Annotated in this window: 20 protein-coding genes and 3 pseudogenes; 17 read left to right on the top strand and 6 right to left on the bottom strand. The window is 32.8% G+C overall.

The features are described from left to right. Position 1: 1 nt before the first annotated feature. The gene (locus LC095_RS22150) at positions 2-1009 is read right to left on the bottom strand and encodes a DUF3231 family protein (protein WP_226530241.1); all 1008 of its coding nucleotides are present in this window, start codon (positions 1007-1009) and stop codon (positions 2-4) included. Between the two features lie 213 nt (positions 1010-1222). Between LC095_RS22150 and LC095_RS22145 the strand changes: the two genes are divergently transcribed. Both LC095_RS22145 and LC095_RS22140 read left to right on the top strand, forming a co-directional pair. Continuing rightward, entirely contained in the window at positions 1223-1675 is a 453-nt protein-coding gene (locus tag LC095_RS22145; RefSeq protein WP_226530240.1) for a GNAT family N-acetyltransferase, read from the top strand. A gap of 221 nt (positions 1676-1896) precedes the next feature. Continuing rightward, positions 1897-2654, top strand: a pseudogene (locus tag LC095_RS22140) (class I SAM-dependent methyltransferase). Between the two features lie 390 nt (positions 2655-3044). Here LC095_RS22140 and LC095_RS22135 read toward each other — a convergent pair. Further along, the gene (locus LC095_RS22135; RefSeq protein WP_226530239.1) at positions 3045-3515 is read right to left on the bottom strand and encodes a DinB family protein; all 471 of its coding nucleotides are present in this window, start codon (positions 3513-3515) and stop codon (positions 3045-3047) included. A 124-nt stretch (positions 3516-3639) separates the two neighbouring features. Next, positions 3640-3942 carry a hypothetical protein gene (locus tag LC095_RS27315; protein ID WP_413467530.1) on the bottom strand — a complete coding sequence of 101 codons (303 nt, stop codon included), beginning with the start codon at positions 3940-3942 and terminating at the stop codon, positions 3640-3642. 380 nt (positions 3943-4322) lie between these two features. Between LC095_RS27315 and LC095_RS22125 the strand changes: the two genes are divergently transcribed. From LC095_RS22125 to LC095_RS22085, 9 genes are all read left to right on the top strand, one after another. Continuing rightward, entirely contained in the window at positions 4323-4880 is a 558-nt protein-coding gene (locus tag LC095_RS22125; protein ID WP_226530237.1) for a cysteine hydrolase family protein, read from the top strand. Positions 4881-5370: 490 nt separating this feature from the next. Next, entirely contained in the window at positions 5371-5874 is a 504-nt protein-coding gene (locus LC095_RS22120; RefSeq protein WP_226530236.1) for a DUF402 domain-containing protein, read from the top strand. A 53-nt stretch (positions 5875-5927) separates the two neighbouring features. Next, positions 5928-6089, top strand: a complete 162-nt coding sequence (locus LC095_RS22115) for a hypothetical protein (RefSeq protein WP_226530235.1) — start codon at positions 5928-5930, stop codon at positions 6087-6089. After that, the gene (locus LC095_RS22110) at positions 6086-6337 is read left to right on the top strand and encodes a GNAT family N-acetyltransferase (protein WP_226530284.1); all 252 of its coding nucleotides are present in this window, start codon (positions 6086-6088) and stop codon (positions 6335-6337) included. Before LC095_RS22115 ends, LC095_RS22110 begins: the two co-directional genes overlap by 4 nt. 130 nt (positions 6338-6467) lie before the next feature. Continuing rightward, positions 6468-7334, top strand: a complete 867-nt coding sequence (locus tag LC095_RS22105; RefSeq protein WP_226530234.1) for a GNAT family N-acetyltransferase — start codon at positions 6468-6470, stop codon at positions 7332-7334. A 278-nt stretch (positions 7335-7612) separates the two neighbouring features. Continuing rightward, the gene (locus LC095_RS22100; RefSeq protein ID WP_226530233.1) at positions 7613-8095 is read left to right on the top strand and encodes an NUDIX hydrolase; all 483 of its coding nucleotides are present in this window, start codon (positions 7613-7615) and stop codon (positions 8093-8095) included. A 157-nt stretch (positions 8096-8252) separates the two neighbouring features. Next, positions 8253-9092 (top strand): nucleotidyltransferase domain-containing protein, encoded by an 840-nt coding sequence (locus LC095_RS22095; protein WP_226530232.1) that lies wholly within the window; start codon positions 8253-8255, stop codon positions 9090-9092. 237 nt (positions 9093-9329) lie between these two features. Next, entirely contained in the window at positions 9330-9836 is a 507-nt protein-coding gene (locus tag LC095_RS22090; RefSeq protein ID WP_226530283.1) for a DNA topology modulation protein, read from the top strand. A gap of 234 nt (positions 9837-10070) precedes the next feature. Beyond that, complete coding sequence (locus LC095_RS22085) at positions 10071-10232, top strand: hypothetical protein (RefSeq protein ID WP_226530231.1); 162 nt, start codon at positions 10071-10073, stop codon at positions 10230-10232. 179 nt (positions 10233-10411) lie between these two features. On the opposite strand, the pseudogene LC095_RS22080 reads toward LC095_RS22085, so the two are convergent. Beyond that, positions 10412-11647: pseudogene (locus LC095_RS22080) on the bottom strand (IS110 family transposase). Between the two features lie 541 nt (positions 11648-12188). On the opposite strand from LC095_RS22080, the gene LC095_RS22075 reads away from it, so the two are divergent. From LC095_RS22075 to LC095_RS22065, 3 genes are all read left to right on the top strand, one after another. Next, complete coding sequence (locus LC095_RS22075) at positions 12189-12770, top strand: CGNR zinc finger domain-containing protein (RefSeq protein ID WP_226530230.1); 582 nt, start codon at positions 12189-12191, stop codon at positions 12768-12770. 123 nt (positions 12771-12893) lie between these two features. Continuing rightward, positions 12894-13448 (top strand): HPP family protein, encoded by a 555-nt coding sequence (locus LC095_RS22070; RefSeq protein ID WP_226530229.1) that lies wholly within the window; start codon positions 12894-12896, stop codon positions 13446-13448. Between the two features lie 25 nt (positions 13449-13473). After that, entirely contained in the window at positions 13474-13974 is a 501-nt protein-coding gene (locus LC095_RS22065) for a DinB family protein (RefSeq protein WP_226530228.1), read from the top strand. Positions 13975-14302: 328 nt separating this feature from the next. Here LC095_RS22065 and LC095_RS22060 read toward each other — a convergent pair whose 3' ends face one another. Beyond that, on the bottom strand, positions 14303-15196 hold the full coding sequence (locus LC095_RS22060) for a LysR family transcriptional regulator (protein WP_226530227.1): 894 nt from the start codon (positions 15194-15196) through the stop codon (positions 14303-14305). 118 nt (positions 15197-15314) lie between these two features. On the opposite strand from LC095_RS22060, the gene aroA reads away from it, so the two are divergent. Next, a complete protein-coding gene (aroA, locus tag LC095_RS22055) occupies positions 15315-16598 on the top strand; it encodes a 3-phosphoshikimate 1-carboxyvinyltransferase (protein WP_319005833.1) in 1284 nt (427 codons plus the stop codon). A gap of 566 nt (positions 16599-17164) precedes the next feature. On the opposite strand, the gene LC095_RS22050 is transcribed toward aroA, so the two are convergent. After that, positions 17165-17308: a hypothetical protein gene (locus tag LC095_RS22050; protein WP_226530226.1), complete on the bottom strand. Its 144-nt coding sequence runs from the start codon at positions 17306-17308 to the stop codon at positions 17165-17167. Between the two features lie 723 nt (positions 17309-18031). Here LC095_RS22050 and LC095_RS22045 point away from each other — a divergent pair. Both LC095_RS22045 and LC095_RS22040 read left to right on the top strand, forming a co-directional pair. Next, on the top strand, positions 18032-18265 hold the full coding sequence (locus LC095_RS22045) for a hypothetical protein (RefSeq protein ID WP_319005832.1): 234 nt from the start codon (positions 18032-18034) through the stop codon (positions 18263-18265). 183 nt (positions 18266-18448) lie between these two features. Then, positions 18449-18727 (top strand): annotated as a pseudogene (locus LC095_RS22040) (hypothetical protein). The last annotated feature ends 169 nt before the right edge of the window (positions 18728-18896 follow it).

Genomic DNA, 18896 nt, shown 5'->3' with positions numbered 1-18896 from the left:
TCTAATTTTCCGCCAACTCCTTCCTATTCGGAGTGTGTGGTGGTTCTTCAAGCCATCCTCTTTCGATCAAAATGTCGGTGCCCTCCTTACCATACTGCAATATTTCAGGAATAAGTTTTGAATATTCAGTAGCGAGGTCTATTCGTGCTGATGAAGCTAATGCATGACCAATATAGGTTATTCCTTGAGTATTGAGTATAGTCACAAGGTTCATGATGAGCTTTTCTGAAAAAGGAGATGAAGTAGAAGTTGACACTTCCGAGTTAACCATTATAGTGCCAAGCAGATCTTCCTTGATTAAAGTTTGGTTTAGGAACTGAATTTGTTTTTGTGCTAATTCTTTTCCTTTTGTCAAAAATTTTTTTATTTGGTCATCTTTTACAACTTGAATAAATCCAGTGAGTAAAACGAAAGCAAAATAGTTCCTTTCAATGTTAAAAAATATTTCAGATAGTTCAAGAACATTTAGAGGACGCTTCTTCTCGAACCATTTGGATAAAAAAGTTTCCTTCTCCTTAATAAATTCAACTTTATCGGGATAAGGGATCATTGTTGGGCGGTCGTATATTCCTTTTGAAAGCATTAAATTTACTAATGTATTATAAAGATCCAATGTGGAAGTTAAACACTTAGAGAAGAAAGATCGAATATCTTCGCGGGCAACATTAGAAATTAGCATACTATAGTTTACCATAGACATACGACTCATCCCGTAAGCATAACTGACAGGAAATAAATTAAAAAACAAAGGTGGAGCTGAAAGGTCAATATCTTCATCGGAAAATCCCTTTGGAATAGGGAAATTCTCCTTTTTAAAAATATTCTTGATTTCCTCAATATGTTTTTGTGATATATCTAACGTTAATTGAATAATAGGTTTAACATCTTCGTTGTTCGACTGTTCCATGAAATGCTTCGAGAGACAGATAGACATGCTATCATTAATATAAGTGGCCCATAATCCTGCAATTTCAGTTGATGATAAACCTACAGTATGTTTAGTATTCATTGAAGAACTCCTCATAATATTGGATTTTTCTTAGGTAAGTATTTCTCATAGGAGAACAATTTATTCTTCTTTCTTATATAAACGAGTTTTATAAATCTTTGGTGAAGTTCAAGAGCCAATAATTTTCAATATACGAAGGGCTGTTTTTGAATAAAACCAGTGACTTCAATATATAAATGGGCAATCTAATTAAAAAGGATACGGGGGAAAGCTATGATTAAAAAAATTGATATGACGAATCCAATACTTGCCCAAGAAGTATTACACATTCAACTACTTTCATATAAGATAGAGGCAGAAATAATTGACTTTTATGAAATACCGCCATTAAAAGACACAGTTGACACTCTACAACAATGTGGAGAGACTTTCTTTGGCTATTTTATCAATGAAGAGTTATGCGGAGTCATTTCTATAACAGCAGAAAATGGAGTAATTGATATACATAGGTTAATAGTGCATCCTAAACATTTTAGAAAAGGAATGGCCAAGATGCTATTGAAGTTCATTGAAAGCAATAATAAAGGAAATGAAACAATGATCGTGTCAACTGGATCCAAAAATATACCAGCTGTAACCTTCTATTTGCAAAATGGATTTATAAAAGCAGGAGAAACAAAAGTAACAGACCGCCTTTCTCTAACTTCTTTTATAAAGGAAATTTAATATGGTTGTATTAAGCAACCATCGGGAGCGTAAGGAAAAAACCCGATTTTTTACGTTATATATTGAGAAAAGTTCGTTCTCACAAAAATCACGAGATATTATTGGGAATCTTAAATCACGGAGGCAGATCCATCTACATAAGTGGTAGACCTAGTGAGACTAGAAGGGGGTACTTATGTAGATGGATCTGAACTTACTATCGAGGGGAAGAAGGTAGTATTGTGAAAAAAACAACAGAAAACTTTACCGACAAAGCCGATATATATGCGAAATATCGCCACATTACCCAAATGAATATTTTAATTATTTATTTTCATCAAACCAACTGAAAGAGGATCAAAATGTTGCCGATATTGGTTCAGGTACTGGGATTTTTAGCCTTCAGTTGCTTGAAAAAGGTTTAAATGTTATTGGAGTAGAGCCAAATGATGACATGAGAAAGTTGGCTGAGCAATCATTAAAACAATATTCTCGTTATACATCAATTAAAGCAACAGCTGAACATACCACATTAAAAGGGGAAAGTATTGATTTAGTAACTGTTGCCCAAGCATTTCATTGGTTCGATAAAAAAGCATTCAAAATTGAATGCCAGCGGATATTGAAACAAAAGGCAAATGTCGCTCTTGTTTGGAATAGTAGAGATTTAACTAATCCAATGACTAAAGAAATTGCAGTAATTTGCCAAAAAACCTGTCCGAATTTCAAAGGATTTAGTGGTGGAATGGAGGAATCTCCAGAAATGTTTAACTGTTTTTTTAAGAAAGGAAAGTATGAATTTAAGAAGTATCAAAATGATTTGCAATATGATTATGAAGGGTTTTTAGGGAGGAATTTATCAGCGTCCTATGCTCCGAAAGAAACTGACAAAGAGTATAAACGTTTTGTTTATCTTCTTTCAGAGTTATTCGAAAGGTACAGTGAAAATGGAAACATTGTACTCCAAAACATTACGCGAAGTTATCTAGGAAATGTCTAGAATGGCAGGTTAGGTAAATAAGTATTTTACATACTATCAGAGTACACTTCGGAACGATGGATTCTTGAGGGGGCATTTCACCTAAGAAATGGATTGTTGACAAAACTCTTTAAACTATTTATTTGTATGAGTAGATCATATGGATTAGATTGATTGCCTTGCGAAACCGTTTTTTCCATAAATCTTGCTCCTTTCGTTTACACTTAAATGTATATCGGCAATAAAATGGAACTTTATTTTTTTTGTGAAAAATGGGTTATTAATACGTGCAATTCGCTTAAAGAATGAAGTAGCAAACTCAACTTTTCTGTAACTAAAAAGAGTACTTTTGCAGGATTAGAAAAGATAGAAAAAAGGTGTATCACTTTGTGAATACACCAATCAAACAAATTAATCCCAAATACGTATTCTTGGAACGCCTGCTATTCTTAAATAATCCAATAGCTGTCCTGTATGGACAGATTCGTGATAGGCAACACGAAGTAGCATATCACCTAATTTCCTTATGTAGCCTACATCAGATCTGTCTATCAGTATGTTCTCTAAATCTTCCTGTGAAAAATCTTTGATCGTATCGATAAACTGATTTCTATATGTATCTGCAAATTCTAATTCTGCTTTTACAGATGTGAAAGGCCGATTTTCGAAAGGGGAGTTGAAAATAGATAAACTACCTCTATTTTGAATGGCCAAATGATAGTAATATTCGCTTTCCAGTACATGTCTAATCATTTCTAGGCAATTCATGGCCTCGTGATCTGGCTTCCATAGAAGGTATTCATCTGGAATAGATGTCCAAACCTTTATACTTCTTCTTCGAATTTCATTAAAGTTTAAAATAATTAAATCAACAGAGTTCATACAAAATCCTCCTTTAAAAGGTATACCTTAATTATACACGAATAAACGTTCGTGAAAATATTACGATAGGAGGATAAAAATACGCATTTCATGTTAAGAGAAAGGAGTCAACTTCAACGATCGATTAGTTTTTCGGGAACAGCGCATACATGGAGCGCTGAAAAGAAAAATGTGTTAAGCGAGAGCACAACAAATTTTTGTTTACTGGATGCTTATTTATCTGAGGATGCTCTGGAAGAAACGTATATAGGTTGGGCAGGATCCTCAGATTACAATGAAATAGGTTCTTATGTAAGAATGGATGGACCTCGTTACATGGCTCAACTTCTTCTTTATATAGTTTGCATAGGAGATAGGCATCTACAGCGTCTGTTTTTACCTTTCCTAAATTTGTACTTCTTGCTCGATAAGCGATTAGGGGATTCACAATAATATAAATACATAGGTGTTCCTCCAAAAATTTGAAAAACAGGAGAATGGTAATGTCCTGTTGATTCTAAGATTACGGAAGGTTGTTTTCCATCAGCAACTCTTTCAGTCTCTTTTAAGAATTCTATTAAATTCTCGAAACCCTCAACTGTATGTTTTACACAAAAGCTTTTACGAAAAGGTTGGCTCTTTACGATCAAGCACGATTGTTTAGTAATAGAGAGAAGTAAATTTGAAATAATGCCAAATTTAAAGAGGAGTATATCGGATTATGAACGAAATTAGTATTAATGGTATGAAGTGCCATTGTATCTACAATAGAATCGAATAGTGGTTAAAGAGAGCATATAAGAATAATAACGAAAAGGAGTTTTTCTATTGCAGCAAGCTTTGTTAGTTATTGATGCACAGCAAGAATTAATTGAAGGTAATCAGAATGAAAAAAGCATTTTCGAAAAGAAAAAGCTAGTAAAAAATATTAATTTGGTTATTGATAAGGCTATAAAATCCAATTCTTTAGTGGTCTTTATGAGAGATAAAGATGTAGCAGATGGCGAAGGTAACGGATTTCAAATACATCAGGATATTAAAGTGCCTGCTGATTCAAAAATATTTGATAAAGAAGCAACGAATTCTTTTTATGGAACCCCATTACTAAACTATTTAACAGAAAAAAAGATTGAACATCTTGTTATTATGGGGTGCAAAACAGAACATTGTATTGACACAGCGGTAAGAACTGCCACAGTCAATAATTTTGATGTCACTTTAGTTCAGGATGGACATTCAACTACGGACTCCTCAATTTTATCTGCCGAACAGATTATCATGCATCATAATGAAATACTTGATGGTCATTATAATGTTGATCATTTTTCTGATGTTAGAAGTTCACATGAAGACTTATTTAAACCTAGACATAATAATTACCGATAATAGGTTATATGTACTGGTTTATTTATCAGCAACCAAGCGCAAGTGATGAAGATCTAATTTCACATTTTATCTAACTAAACTAAATTAATACTTTTCCAGAGGGACTAATAATGAACAGTTTAGGAGAGCGGGAGGAAACTCCCTTTTTATTCTTAAAGCTTAACTTCGTGTAAAATATCTATCAAGACAACTAAGATTTAGTAGTTAAAACTCCTTAAATCCTTGATAGTACAGGATATGAGGCGTTTTTTTATTGTATCAGGAACGAATCTACATATCGTAATCATGTTCCACAATAAAAGCGCCATTCTGGAACAAGGATGTGTGCTTCTTAGTATTTAAAGCTCCTGATTGAATGATCTCACTTATAAAAATGGCAATTAAGTTATGGGAAATTTCTCTAAGAAGTTACAACCTGTCCAATAAAGAAGGAACTTCCTAATAATTAGGAGAAATATTTAGGATATAAATTATTCTAAGGATGATTAAATTGGGTAAAGTTCTAAAAATTAAGGCTTTTAAATTCCCTGATATTCCACACTATGAATGGGAAGGAGAATTACTTCACCAAACCTCTGACTATTTACTTCTCATTTGTAGACCAGGCCGTAAACTGATTCATCATAGCAAAAATAAGGTTTTTACTTTCAACAATACCTCAATAGAATTTTTTTCATTGAGAGAATGGTACACTGCTGCTATGGAAATTGAAAAGGAAGAGGTTGTTTCTGTTTACTGTAATATCGCAAAACCTTGCGTTTTTAATAACGAAGAAATCTGTTTTATTGATTTGGATTTGGATTCCGTTTGGGAAAAGAACAATGAATGGAAAGTAGTTGATGAGGATGAATTTGAAGCAAATAGTATTAAATACAAGTATACAGAAGAGCTAAAAGATGGAGCTATAAAAGCTCTCGCAAAGTTAAAAGAAGAAGTAAGAAAAGGAAATTTCCCATTCAATAATCAATTTACTTTCAACTTGAAAACTTACTAGTCAGATTGTCAAATGGTTTATCAATGCTCTTTAATAAAGAAAAGGATAATTATATGAAAAAAATACTCAGTGAAAAAATTGATCCATCTATACGGGAACTTCTTACCTTTGCCACTTCAGATCATAAGATCGATCAAGATTATGAAAAATACTTGGGATCCTTAAACCGAATTTTATTTGGTTTTGAACGTAAAGAGGAAATTGTTGTTGCATAGGGGTTGAAATTATAAATTCAAAAGAGTGTGTAATTAAACATATTGCTGTATTTTCAAAACAAAGAGGAAAGGGAATTGGTAGCAAAATGATTACATTTCTTACCGATCAATACCCATTTATCACTGCTGAAACGGATAAGGATGCCGTAGATTTTTATCGGAAATATGGCTTTTTTATAACAAGTTTAGGAGAAAAATATCCAGGAGTAGAAAGGTTTTTGTGTGAATATAGAGCTGAAAGACTTTAATGGTATTTTCTAAGCATTTTAATTCAACAACCATGTTCAACAAATAAGCGCGATTTACAAATTGCCTTATTACTGAAGCGTTTTCACGTATTTATAGAACCAAAAATAAATTAACGGGGGTTGAATGTTCTTGAGATACACTGATCGTTCTTTAAGAATTCTAAAATATGCAGAAATGGAAGCTGAAAGGACGACCAAGGTTGTTTATCCAGTTCATTTACTATTAGGGATATTACTCGATAAGACAGGTGTGTGTGCTGAGCTATATATTAATTATCCAAGTCTTACTGAGATATTAAATGATCGAATAGAGCAAATGCAATTTGATATAGAAGATAAAGGGATTATTTATGAACCTTTTAATATTAATATTTCGCAAACCACGAAAACAGTATTGGAGCACGCAGATTTTCAAATGAAACGTTTCAAACAAGTTTATATAAATGAAGGACATATAGTAGATGCCATTTTTAAAAATAATGACCGTATAACTAAAGCAATAATTGATGGTTTGGACGTTTCTCGCATCCTTGAAATTGTGTCTGTTCCTAGAGATATGATTGTTTCTTTAAGAGATTATTCGTTTCCTACTATTCCAACAAGTGGTATAACATTTAGAAAAGCAAAACTAAGTGATGCATCATCTTTAAAAATCTTTGTGGAAAAAGAATTTGGGAATGGATGGCTAGATTCAATTAAAAACGGTTTTTTAAAAGAAGATATACCTATTTTTATAGCTCAAGATGACCAAGGAATTATAGGTTTCGCTTGCTTTGATGTAGTTCGAAGAAAAAAAGGATTATTTGGTCCAATGGGTACCTCATTTTCAAATAGAATACAAGGAATAGGATATACGCTGCTTCATTATTGTTTAGTTGAGATGAAGGAAATAGGATATGAATATGCTGTTATAGGAGAAGCTGGTCCCCTTGAATTTTATGAAAAAGCATGCAATGCCGATGTTATACCCAAAAAAATTACTGATCTTCAGCAATAGAAGCGCTTATCTTGAATAAAAGGTAAGTGCTTTTTCATGTTAAAGGCCAGATTGGAGAATACCACGATAGGGTTATTTACGCGTTTTATTAAAAGAAGAATGGAACCCAAACCCATGATAAATGTAATCAGTAGTCTATATAATACATAATCGCATTATTAAGAAAGAATGTACTTTTTTTAACTTCTCTTTTTCATATTCAAGAAGGAATGTTTCCTAGTGTATGGAATATAAAATGTTTAATAATTGAAAATATTAAATTGTTAGGAGGATATATTTTGGAGCTATGGGATCTATATGATTTGAATAGGAATAAGTTAAATAGAACACATAAACGCGGAATTCCATTACTAGAAGGTGAATATCATATAGTTGTTCATGTATGGATAAGAAATGAAAAAGGAGAAATTCTTGTTACTAAGCGTCATCCTGATAAGACACATCCAAATCTGTGGGAGTGTACTGGAGGATCTGTATTGGCAGGTGAGGAAAGCTTAGAAGGAGCTTTACGTGAGGTAAAAGAAGAAATAGGAATAGAATTAGTAAAATCGAACGGTAAGCTAGTAAAAAGTGAAAGACGAGATCTATATAATAATTTCTGTGATATTTGGATTTTTGATCAAACCTTCAATCTTTCAAGTGCGGTTCTGCAAGAAGATGAGGTTGTAGATATTAAGTGGGTAAACAGATTAGAGCTTGATAGTATGCATGATTCAGATCTAATTGTGCCAACACTCAGTTACTATAAAGATATATTCTAATTTTTATTATTTTACATTAAAATCTTCAACAATAAAGCACCTTTTTGGAATAGAAAAGGTGTTTTTTCAATTTACAACAACATTGTGTTAGAAGGAATTCATTTCCTTATGGCGAATTTGGATTAAAAGATTCTTAAAAGGAGCTGTTTTTTTATGTGTGGGATTAGAAACTAAATATCGTCAAAGAGACTTGAAAATTCCTGAGTATCGTAAAATTATGTTGCAAAAGATTGAGCAGGACTTAATTAATGATGAAAATGTATTATCTGTTTTTTACGGCGGGTCTATAGGTAATGGAAATACAGACATATATTCTGATATTGACCTTCGTATAGTTGTTAAAGATGAAGAATTTGAAAGGTATAGGAAGAACAAAAAAGAGAGGGCTAAAAATTGGGGAGAGGTACTGTATTTTGAAGATTATCCTTCGACAACTCATAGTATTGCTCACTATGACACTTTTATAAAGGTTGATACATTCTACTATAAAACAGTAGATATTCAACCCTCTATCTGGCTGCAAAATATCAGTATCGCACATGATAAAAAAGGATTTATAGAAGAGATAATAGAGGAATCTCAGAAATTATTTTATTGTCCGTCTGTACAAGATGTTGAGCTATGGAGATCTAAATTTTTTGCTTATGTTCATGAAGCTTATCGAAGGGTAAACAGACAAGAATTGTATTATGCACTAAATTGCTTGGATAATTTAAGAATGTCTATGGTAATTGCTTGGTACATGGATAAAGGAATACAACCCAATGCATTCGGAGATTGGGCAAAATATGAAGGTGAAAGAAGTAAATTGGAGAGTTGGCAATTTTCACTCTTAGCAGACTGGCAAAGCAGTCGAGAAACAGATAATTTAATGGAAGTAATCGAGCTAATCATTCCTGAATTCAAAAAAACACATAAAAGTTTATGTGAAAAAGTTAAAATTGAAGAAAATTCTGAATGGGTTGATAGAATTTTAGGTATGGTTATAGAATCATAAGAAAAGCAGATGATAGTATTAATTTATTGTATTAAGATTGGATGCATTAATTTAATTACTATCTTCAATAATCAGCACCATTCTTAAAATAGGTATGTAAGCTCTTTATTAATTGTGGAGGATCAATGTGAAATTAGTTAGATCATTGTGAATAATTGTACTTAAGGTAACGAAGGTTAGTTGAACAAGGAAATAATATTTTTTATAGACTTAATTCAAATTTATAAGGGGTTTGTAATGAAAAAAATCGTACTAATTGGTTCTGGCGGTTCAGGAAAATCTACTTTGGCGAGGCAATTAGGGGAAAAGTTGAAAATAAAAGTTTTTCATCTTGACGCATTATTTTGGAAGCCTAATTGGGTAGGTGTTCCTAAAGATGAACAAACTGTTGTTCAATATGATTTAGTAAAACAAGAAAGCTGGATAATTGACGGGAACTATGGTGGGACAATAGATATAAGGCTGAATGCATCTGATACAATAATTTTCCTTGATATTCCTAGAATAATTTGCGTGTATCGTGCATTTAAAAGAATGCTTCAATACCGAAATAAGACTAGACCAGATATGGGTGAAGGTTGTGAAGAGAGGTTTTCATTTGAGTTTTTTAAATGGATTTGGGAATATCCAAAAACGAAAAGACCTAAAATTTTAAACAGACTTGAACAGCTTTCTAAAAAGAAAGAAGTTATCATCTTGAAATCACCAAAAGAAGTTGACGATTTTTTTAAAAAAGTCAAATGACGATTTTTTCTTTCCGAAATAACAAGTGCTAGAGTTCAATAAGAGCTAGCCATCTTCAGCAGCCACTGATCTTCAGCAATCTAAGCGCTATTTTGGAACAAGAATAAAAACAAAGAAAGACATTTGCTGCGCAGTATAGAAACACTGCGTATATAAAAAACATATATTTGTACTACTTTCTCTGAAAAAAGTACTTAAAGTAAAGTGGTTTTAACGTAAATAGGGGGACAGATGATGGAGAACCAATATTTTGTTGGTTGGGGTACACTTGCGTTAATAAATGCTGCACTTGCACAAGGGAAGAATAGGACAGGATTAAACTGGTTTTTGCTTTCACTAGTATTAGGTCCATTGGCAACACTAATTTTGTTATTTGTTGAAAAAAGAGAACAATAGCACTAAATTTCATTCATAGCATCTACTCTACAGGGTACACAGCAAAACCAGCTAATAGTTGTCAACATTTTTCAATGAAAAAATTAAAATATAGATGATATACTAAAAATGAGTATGCCGAATAACCTTCCTGTTTTTATAATTTGGAAGGTTTTGTTTTTTATTGTTAAATATAGTTTTTAAGCTAATTCTTGGAAAGTGGTCTTGTTCTTTAAAAGCGCATAAATCAAGTGTAAAAGCTTATTAGCACAAGCGATTATTGCTACTCTATATGGTTTACCTTCTTCGCGTTTCTTATCGTAAAACGTTCTTAATTTTTTATTCCGAGGTATAACAGTATCACTGGTCTTTTGCTTTCGGGCATCTCGAATTCCACAGTATACAGCCATATATAATGCTTGCCTTAACCTTCTGGATCCTCTCTTCGTTATCCGATTCTGGGTTGCGGTAAATCTTCCAGAAGAGTAAACGCTTGGGTCTACTCCTGCAAAGGCAACTAATTTTTTAGGATGATTAAACCGATCTATTTCTCCAATTTCGGAAATGATTGTTGCCGCAATCTTACCTCCGATACCAGGAATAGACTCGATAATCTTATATCTTCCATTTCTTTAGCGAGGGCATCTATTTCTGCTTCTAATTTTGATAGATGCTCTTGATATTGAAGAACGATGGATATTAACATCTTTAGGTTGAAAATATGGCTTTCATACAAGTTGGTTTGAAATGGATTTCTTAATGCTGCTTCCATAAGCTTTTGTGCTTTTTCTTTTGCCCACTTTTCAGAACGTCTGGTACATAACGATACAATCTTGTCAGTTAAGACGGATTCGGTCGTATTTAGTACATGTTCAGAAGTAGGAAATAAGGAAAGCGTCTGTAAAGAGACATTCGAATATAAATCACCAAAGACACCTCTATATTCTGGAAATACCTGATCTAGTACTTAGAAGCTGTACCTTGGTCTGTGTAGAGATACCTGAAATTGTCTCTTGTTGTCTTGTAAGATTCCGAAGGTTTAAGAGTTGAATACCTCTTTTCTTATACGGCTCAACTTCTTCTTTATAGAATAGTTCGCATAGAAGATAGGCGTCGACAGCGTCTGTTTTTACCTTTCTTAAACTTGTACTCCTTGCTCGATGAGAAATAAGTGGATTTACAATAATATAAACATATTGTTGCCCCTCCAAAAATTGAACAATAGGAGAGTGGTAATGTCCTGTCGATTCTAAGATAACCGAAGGTTTCTTACTATCAGCTACCCTTTCAATCTCTGTTAAGAATTCTAATAAAACCTCAATGCCTTCCACAGTATGCTTTATACTAAAACTTTTACGATAAGGTTGACCTTTATCCAAGAATGCTTGTACCTGACTCTCACCTTTAAATACATCCAGACCTACTACTGGATTCATCATCATCTCCTCCTTAAAATTAAGATTAGTCGGTTGTCCCTAGAGCTGCTTGTACTGTCATAGGTTCGCTTGTTAAACGGGATCTTTGTCCCAACCAGCCTGAAACATGCTAATACAAGTAGGGAGTGAACAGTTTTGCTGACGGGATCAATGTCCCACGAGCGCTTCGTTCTACTCCGACTACCGCTATAATAAAACTAAATAAAAAAAGTTCAACCAGTAAAACCTGGTTAAACTTATATTACGAACGAAGCGCGAATGTGTAATAGCATTTGCGTTTTTTATGTAAAAGGCCAGATTGTTGAATAGTGTAATGTAACAAGTATAGAAAGGAGTTAAATGAACAGTATTTAAAATAAAGTCAACTATTTTCCAATAAAGTTGATTAAAAAGTATACGTTATTTGCTAAAGAAGTTGATGAAATCATTACTTGATAAGTTGCTGGCAAATATGAATCTAAAATAAGATATAATGATTATATAACCTTTCAACGATTATTTTATTGGTTAGATTATATAGGGAAATTGGGAGGTAAACTTAATGACTGAAACAAACAAATTCCCACTCATTTCAGGTCAGCTTTCTCTTGATTTGGTAAACACGGAACTAGTAAGGCGTGGTCAGCGTCAGGATTTATTGTTATCGGAAGGGGATGTTTTGGACTGGCTTTATGTAATTAACAAAGAAAGCTTCTTTTGGGATGATAAGCTATACTCAAAGGTTAAGGAGAGAATCAGACAGGTATTGTTATGTGTGCTAGAAATTCGTGCCGTTTTAAGAGATAGTTTTGAATCAATAGCAGATGGAGAGACCATTCAAGATGATTTTATTAATTTTCTAGAAAAAAAGATCGATAAAGCACCTTTCACTTATAAATTAATCAATCAAAAACTGACTCCCATTCCTTTTGGAGAGGTAGAAGATGTTCTTCTATCGTTGATTGCTTTTGATGCATTAACTTTAATTGGAGAAAATAAACTTGCCTTCCTCAAACGATGCTCCAATCCAGATTGTGTACTTTTATTTATTGATGAAAGTGGAAGACGCAAGTGGTGTTCAATGAAGATATGTGGAAACAGAAAAAAAGTAGCACGGTTTCAACAAAGTAAATCCGATGAATGATGAGAACCAACTTATTTCAAGAGTTGGTTTTTTTTGCACACAATACAACTAACCCTTAAAATAGGTTTTGACAGGTTAGTTATATTGGTGTAAAGTAAAAATTAAGTTGAAGGAGGGGAAATAATGGATCGTGCTATAACAGTAAAGCGAGAAGAAGTAAATTTATTTCACGTACGCTATTTATCTAAAATGAAAGGGAAAGGAAGAAGTCCATTAAAGGTAGATGTAAAGGACATAATAACCGGGTTAATCGGTGGATTTTTAACCATTTTTGTGTTAGTACTTTTAACAAACATGACAGCAGCCGTATGGTTAATGGCTCCCTTTGGTGCTAGCTGTGTGTTGGCATTTGGTGCATGGAACGCGCCTTTATCACAGCCGAGAAATATTATTGGGGGGCATTTTGTTTCAACATTCGTTGGATTAGCCATATATCAGCTATTGGGTAATGAACCTTGGACGATTGGTTTAGCTGTCGGCTTAGCGATTGCATTTATGATGATTACAAAAACGACTCACCCACCAGCAGGGGCAGACCCACTTGTTGTTATGCTGGGCGCGTACAGTTGGAGTTACTTAATTACACCGGTATTAATCGGCTCGGTGATAATTGTTTTCTTTGCGTTGATTATTAATAATTTGCGCAGTAACCGGGAATATCCTACATTTTGGATATGATTAAGAATGTTCAGGAGGGAATAAAGTGGAAAACTATATCTTTAAACAATTAAGATTTGTTCGGGATAAAACGATTGGTCATGTGGCAGAAATGAATGATGAAACATCACTTTCCATTCCAGAAGGATTTAATAACAATATTAAATGGAATCTCGGGCATATATATGTCGTCCAAGAAAAGTTCGCCTTTCATTTTACTGGAGAAGAAATGAACTTACCTGATCAATTTACAGAATTATTCAGTCCAGGTACTAAACCAAGCGATTGGGGAGAAGAGGTGCCACCAATTCATGAATTAATCTTTTTGCTCGAAAATCAAGTTTGTAGGATTGAGAAAGTATTGAAATTTAGGATCAAAGAAGCTGTAGAACAACCTTATACAACATCCACAGGTCTTACATTATCGACAGTAGAAGAATTTCTTAGCTTTTGCTTATACCATGAAGGCATGCACTTTGATGCGATTAAATCAATCAAACGAATTATTCGAAGTGGGAGGAAGAGCGTAGGATTTAGAGAGATATAAAAGTATTAGTTTTTTAATCAATTTTATTGTCAAACAACATTAAATTTTCTGATTCAAATCAATCTAGTTGCAGGTTAAACAAAGGTAATCATGAACAATTACATGATTTATATTATTGTTTCCATTATGTAAAAAGTTAAGATTAAGTTAACTGGGATATATTAAAATAGTTAATCAAAAAATTCACATTTTTAATCTTATTCAACAATCTAGGCGCGAGTGTTGAAATATAATTGGTTGTCAAGCACAATTTATTGTATTATCAACTAGAAGACAGGTTAGTTCGCGAAGTATATAGAAGGGCAAACAAAATATCAGTTTGCCCTTTTCAACATTGTCTTGATCTTGATTCACCTAGGTGTTCAAAAAACTTATTTGCTGCTACTGACAAAGGAATCTCTTTTTTTGTTATTAGCCCAATTTTTCTGTTTTCTAATTTTTCTTCAAAACGTACTTCAATTAATTCACCCTCAGATAATTCTTTAAATACCAATTCTTTTGTAACAAATGCAATTCCCATTCCAATTTTCGCACATTCAATGAGCAATTCAACACTTCCAACTTCAATGTCGGGGGTTACTTTAAGCCCTTGCTCTTGAAATAGTTGATTAAGAAATGTTCTTGAACTGCTTTTCTCTGAAAAAGAGATTATGGGGTAGTTGAGAATCTCTTCAAGGGAAAGTGTTTTTTCAGCTAAATCTTTATATTTTTTGCCTACAATAAAGGTGCTACTGATGTTTAAAAATTCGGTTAGTTTTATTTGATTTTGATCAATCGGTAAATGAATGATACCTATATCAATATGTCCGTTTTTTAATTTATCTACTATCTGAGGCGTAGAACCATGTTGTAACTTAATCTGTATTTCTGGATAGATGTCTTGGAATGTTTGTATATGTGGTAATAAAAAGTGTTTACAAGTTGAATCACTACCTCCGATCGTAACCTGACCACTTTTTAAATTTTTTAACTCCGACAACTTTCGCTCGGCATTATCAATTAGACCAAAAGCTGGACTAATATATCCGAATAATATCTCACCCTCATTTGTCAATAATACTCCTCTTGATGTTCTAACAAATAATTCTATTTCAAGTCTTTCTTCTAAATGTTTGATTGCATGACTTACGCTTGGTTGTGTTATAAATAATTTTTTTGCAGCTTTGCTGAAATTCTTTTCTATTGCCGTAACATAAAAAACTCGATAAAGATCTAATTGCATGATATAGATACCACCTATAACTGTTGTATATTATATTAATTTCATTTATATCTTCATTCTAATTATAATAATAAATAAGAACATAATAAATGAATTGTTAATAAAGGGGAATTCAGAATTGGAAAAGTATAATTTTGATGTAAGAGCCCGTAGCCCATGGACACCGTTAAAAGATGTTAAGATGGTAAATGTTTCACCAAGCAAAAGGAGAATAGATGGATCTATTACTATTCCTGGGAGCAAAAGTTTCACTAATAGGGCACTAATTATAAGTGCATTAGCCAGTGGTAAGTCTAAAGTGAGAGGTATTTTAAAGAGTGATGATTCGTTTTGGTGTTTAGATTCCTTGAAAAAGATAGGTGTAAATATAGAAATTCAAGGTGAGACAGTATTCATTAAGGGAAATGGAGGCAAATGGGAATCAGGAAATTTATATATTGGTGCAGCAGGTACAATTGCTCGATTTTTGCCTGGAGCTTTAGCAGTATCTGGTGATGGAAAATGGAAATTAGAAGCCAGTGAAAGTATGAGTAAACGACCTGTTTCCCCCTTAGTAGATGCTTTTAGGGAGCTTGGTGCTGAAATAACATATCTAAGTAATGAAGGTTACTACCCATTATTAGTTCAAGGAAAAGAATTAACTGGAGGCGAGATAAGTCTTTCTGGTAAGATTTCTAGTCAGTTTATAAGCGGTCTATTGATTGCTGCACCTAATTTAAAAGATACAATCACAGTAAAAATTAGGGATCATATTGTGCAACACTCATATGTACTATTAACTTTAGAATTAATGAAAAAGTTTGGTGCGAAAGTTCAATATGATCATAATTTAAAAGAAATAGTCGTTTATCCATCCAAGTACACAGCACAAGATATAAATCTAGAAGCAGATGTTTCAACTGCTTGTTATTTTCTTGCTCTAGCTGCGTTAACAAATGGTAGAATACGAATTAATAATTTAACTTATGAAACAAAACAACCAGATATAAAAATGGTTGATGTTCTTGAACAAATGGGATGTAAAGTAACAAAGGGGTCGTCTTATATTGAAATTGAAGGGGCTAAACAATTAAAAGGTGGGTTTGAAATCTCTATGAGGGAGATGTCTGACCAGACATTAACATTGGCAGCAATTGCTCCATTCGCAGATGGGCCAATAACCATAAAAGATGTTGAACATATTCGTCATCATGAATCAAATCGAATTAGTGTGATATGCGAATCACTATCTATGTTAGGAATTAAAGTGGAGGAATTTAAAGATGGATTAAAAGTATACCCAGGTAACCCAAAACCAACTTTATTAAATACGCATGATGATCATAGAGTCGCTATGTCATTAGCACTTATCGGTTCAAGAGTTGAAGGTATACAAATAAATGATCCAGGATGTGTATCTTAAACCTGCCCTCAGTATTTTGCTTTGTTGGAAAGCTTAGGTTTAAACATAGTTCAACATTAGATTTTTTAATAATAAAGGGTGTTAATTAATATTGATGTCGGTTGTTCAGAAATTGGTCGCCTTTTCTACAAATAAGATTTAACCTATTTGATGTTTAGTTTAATAAACTATTTTCCACAATCTAAGCGCTATTCTTGAACAAGGAAAAGTGCTTATTTATGGTTTGGAAAATATTGAATTGACGAAAATAGAGAAATAGAGAACTAAGAACAACCAAATAAGTAGGGTTATTCTTAATTCATATTCTGATTAGATTTAATTATTAAATTTTCAATCTTAGTATGGTTATAAATTGTTAAAGCAATACCGATAAGGCTTAGAACCGTAGAGAGAATCGTACTATAAAGAAGTCCATTAGTTACATTTTTATTTAACAATCTGAACCATCCCTTCTATGTAGAATCATAACTATTAAAAAGTTACGATTAAATTAAATATTCATGTAGTAATGCACAGTTCGCATATAAATCGATTTAAATTGCGAAATAGGTAAAGCTAGGATAGCCCTAGTTTTTGGAGTTACTTTTGATCCTTTTGTTTGTATCAAGAGCAATTTTTATAAGGATAGCACTAAAAATACTGGAAAGTAATGCAGAGCCAACACCCATCCACATAATTGTTAAAAGCTTACCTTTGTAATTTGGAAACATATTCAATCTCCTTTTTTGTGGTTATTTGTATGTTTTACAAAACAAGAAAAAATATGTAGTTAGTGCGGACGTCGCTTAAAAGTGAAATAAAGGAAGTGGATTCTGTTCAAGGAAAAGACGATGAATCTACATCGTCTAATTAGATTAATTCTTATGTCCATCGAACTTATCCTTGAAGTATAGGTAATCAACCTTATGTTTAGTGGCCATTAGTTGTGATGCAAGTATTGCAGTGTAAATAGTGGTTAAAAGTATGCTCAAGATTGCAACGCCAAACAATGAACTGCTTTTGCTATTGAACTTATCACCTCCAAAATTATAGATGGAGATATTATTTCCTAAATAAATTATTTTACTAAAAATGACACGTTTTATTTATTCAGAATAAAGCATGTTTGAGTCCAAATTACCAATCAAAAAACAATTATGTTAATGACAGTTCAAAGAAATTGTGAAGGTAGGATCTTCAGCAATAGAAGCGCCATTCTTGAATTAGGATGTCGCTCTTTTTCATAATAGGGCCATATTGATGAACAATACCTGTCTGCTTAATTGGATATATATGTAAAAATTTAAGTGGGTTTGTGAAATTATGTACTTAAAATGAGGTGGAAATTTGAGTACAGAAACTCTTCCAACTTGGTTTTGGATTATTTATTACCTATTTTTGTTTATAACATTAGGCACTGTAATATTTAGCCTGATTCTAAAAAAAATTTAAGAATGTCCTTAGTCGCCATCGTTATCGTAATTACTGTACCAATAATTAGTTTGCTAAATAGTGTTGGAAGAAAAGAAGGACTAAATGAATATGAATATTTAATAAGTCAATTACAACAAGGTTCAATGTGGTCCTTCTATGCTGTTTTAGGCTATTTGTATTTAGTAGTTTGGTGGTTTTTATTCATATTCGCTTATAAAAATGTAAAGGTAAATGGAACACCTTTATCCAAGTAACGGGTGCAAGAGTTTTACAAGGGGTTGCTGCGTACGGGTGCTTACCTTTAAAAGGAGAAGTGCCCTTTTTTGATGAAGTTATTGGACTAAAGGAGCAGGATTTCAAAATAGGATAACTGGACCTTTTAATATATATTTTAGATAAATTTTCATCTTAATTAAAAATATAATGGAGGCATAATTATGTGGTTAATATTAGGACTTATTGCCATAGTAGCAACTTTTATAAATTTTTATATGTATAAAACAGGAAAAGATTATAAACTTGCGATGGCAATGGGATTATCATTTACAGCATTGACACTCTTTGCAGAACATAGCCTTGTATCTAATTGGGTAAAAGGTTAAGATTGGTCGGTTTTATTGGATGTTGTACCTACTTTGGAAAGGGCATTATGGTTTTTGACAATTGTTTCTATCTTATTAAATATAGCACCTATACTTTTAGAACTAAAAGATTAAGGCAGGTTAGTGCAAGATAAATAAAAAAAGTAGCCCATAGGACTACTTTACAGCTTGTAGAGAAAGTGGGTGTTTTTCTCTACAAGCTTTTTTATTTTCTTAAAATGTTCTTATAAAGATTAATAAATTTCCTAAGATAACCAAAGAAAAAGCTTCTCACACACCTAGC

This window comes from Metabacillus niabensis, from assembly GCF_020524345.1.
In the GTDB taxonomy this organism is placed as follows: domain Bacteria; phylum Bacillota; class Bacilli; order Bacillales; family Bacillaceae; genus Metabacillus; species Metabacillus niabensis_B.
The sequence above is the reverse complement of the archived record's forward strand: the minus strand, read 5'-3'. Positions and strand labels throughout refer to the sequence as shown.

Excerpts from the sequence above, each read along its gene's own strand:
- LC095_RS22150 (WP_226530241.1), bottom strand. The coding sequence starts at position 1,009 with ATGAATACTAAACATACTGTAGGTTTATCATCAACTGAAATTGCAGGA.
- LC095_RS22145 (WP_226530240.1), top strand. The coding sequence starts at position 1,223 with ATGATTAAAAAAATTGATATGACGAATCCAATACTTGCCCAAGAAGTA.
- LC095_RS22135 (WP_226530239.1), bottom strand. The coding sequence starts at position 3,515 with ATGAACTCTGTTGATTTAATTATTTTAAACTTTAATGAAATTCGAAGA.
- LC095_RS22115 (WP_226530235.1), top strand. The coding sequence starts at position 5,928 with ATGAAAAAAATACTCAGTGAAAAAATTGATCCATCTATACGGGAACTT.
- LC095_RS22090 (WP_226530283.1), top strand. The coding sequence starts at position 9,330 with ATGAAAAAAATCGTACTAATTGGTTCTGGCGGTTCAGGAAAATCTACT.
- LC095_RS22085 (WP_226530231.1), top strand. The coding sequence starts at position 10,071 with ATGGAGAACCAATATTTTGTTGGTTGGGGTACACTTGCGTTAATAAAT.
- LC095_RS22075 (WP_226530230.1), top strand. The coding sequence starts at position 12,189 with ATGACTGAAACAAACAAATTCCCACTCATTTCAGGTCAGCTTTCTCTT.
- LC095_RS22070 (WP_226530229.1), top strand. The coding sequence starts at position 12,894 with ATGGATCGTGCTATAACAGTAAAGCGAGAAGAAGTAAATTTATTTCAC.
- LC095_RS22060 (WP_226530227.1), bottom strand. The coding sequence starts at position 15,196 with ATGCAATTAGATCTTTATCGAGTTTTTTATGTTACGGCAATAGAAAAG.
- LC095_RS22050 (WP_226530226.1), bottom strand. The coding sequence starts at position 17,308 with ATGTTTCCAAATTACAAAGGTAAGCTTTTAACAATTATGTGGATGGGT.
- LC095_RS22045 (WP_319005832.1), top strand. The coding sequence starts at position 18,032 with ATGTCCTTAGTCGCCATCGTTATCGTAATTACTGTACCAATAATTAGT.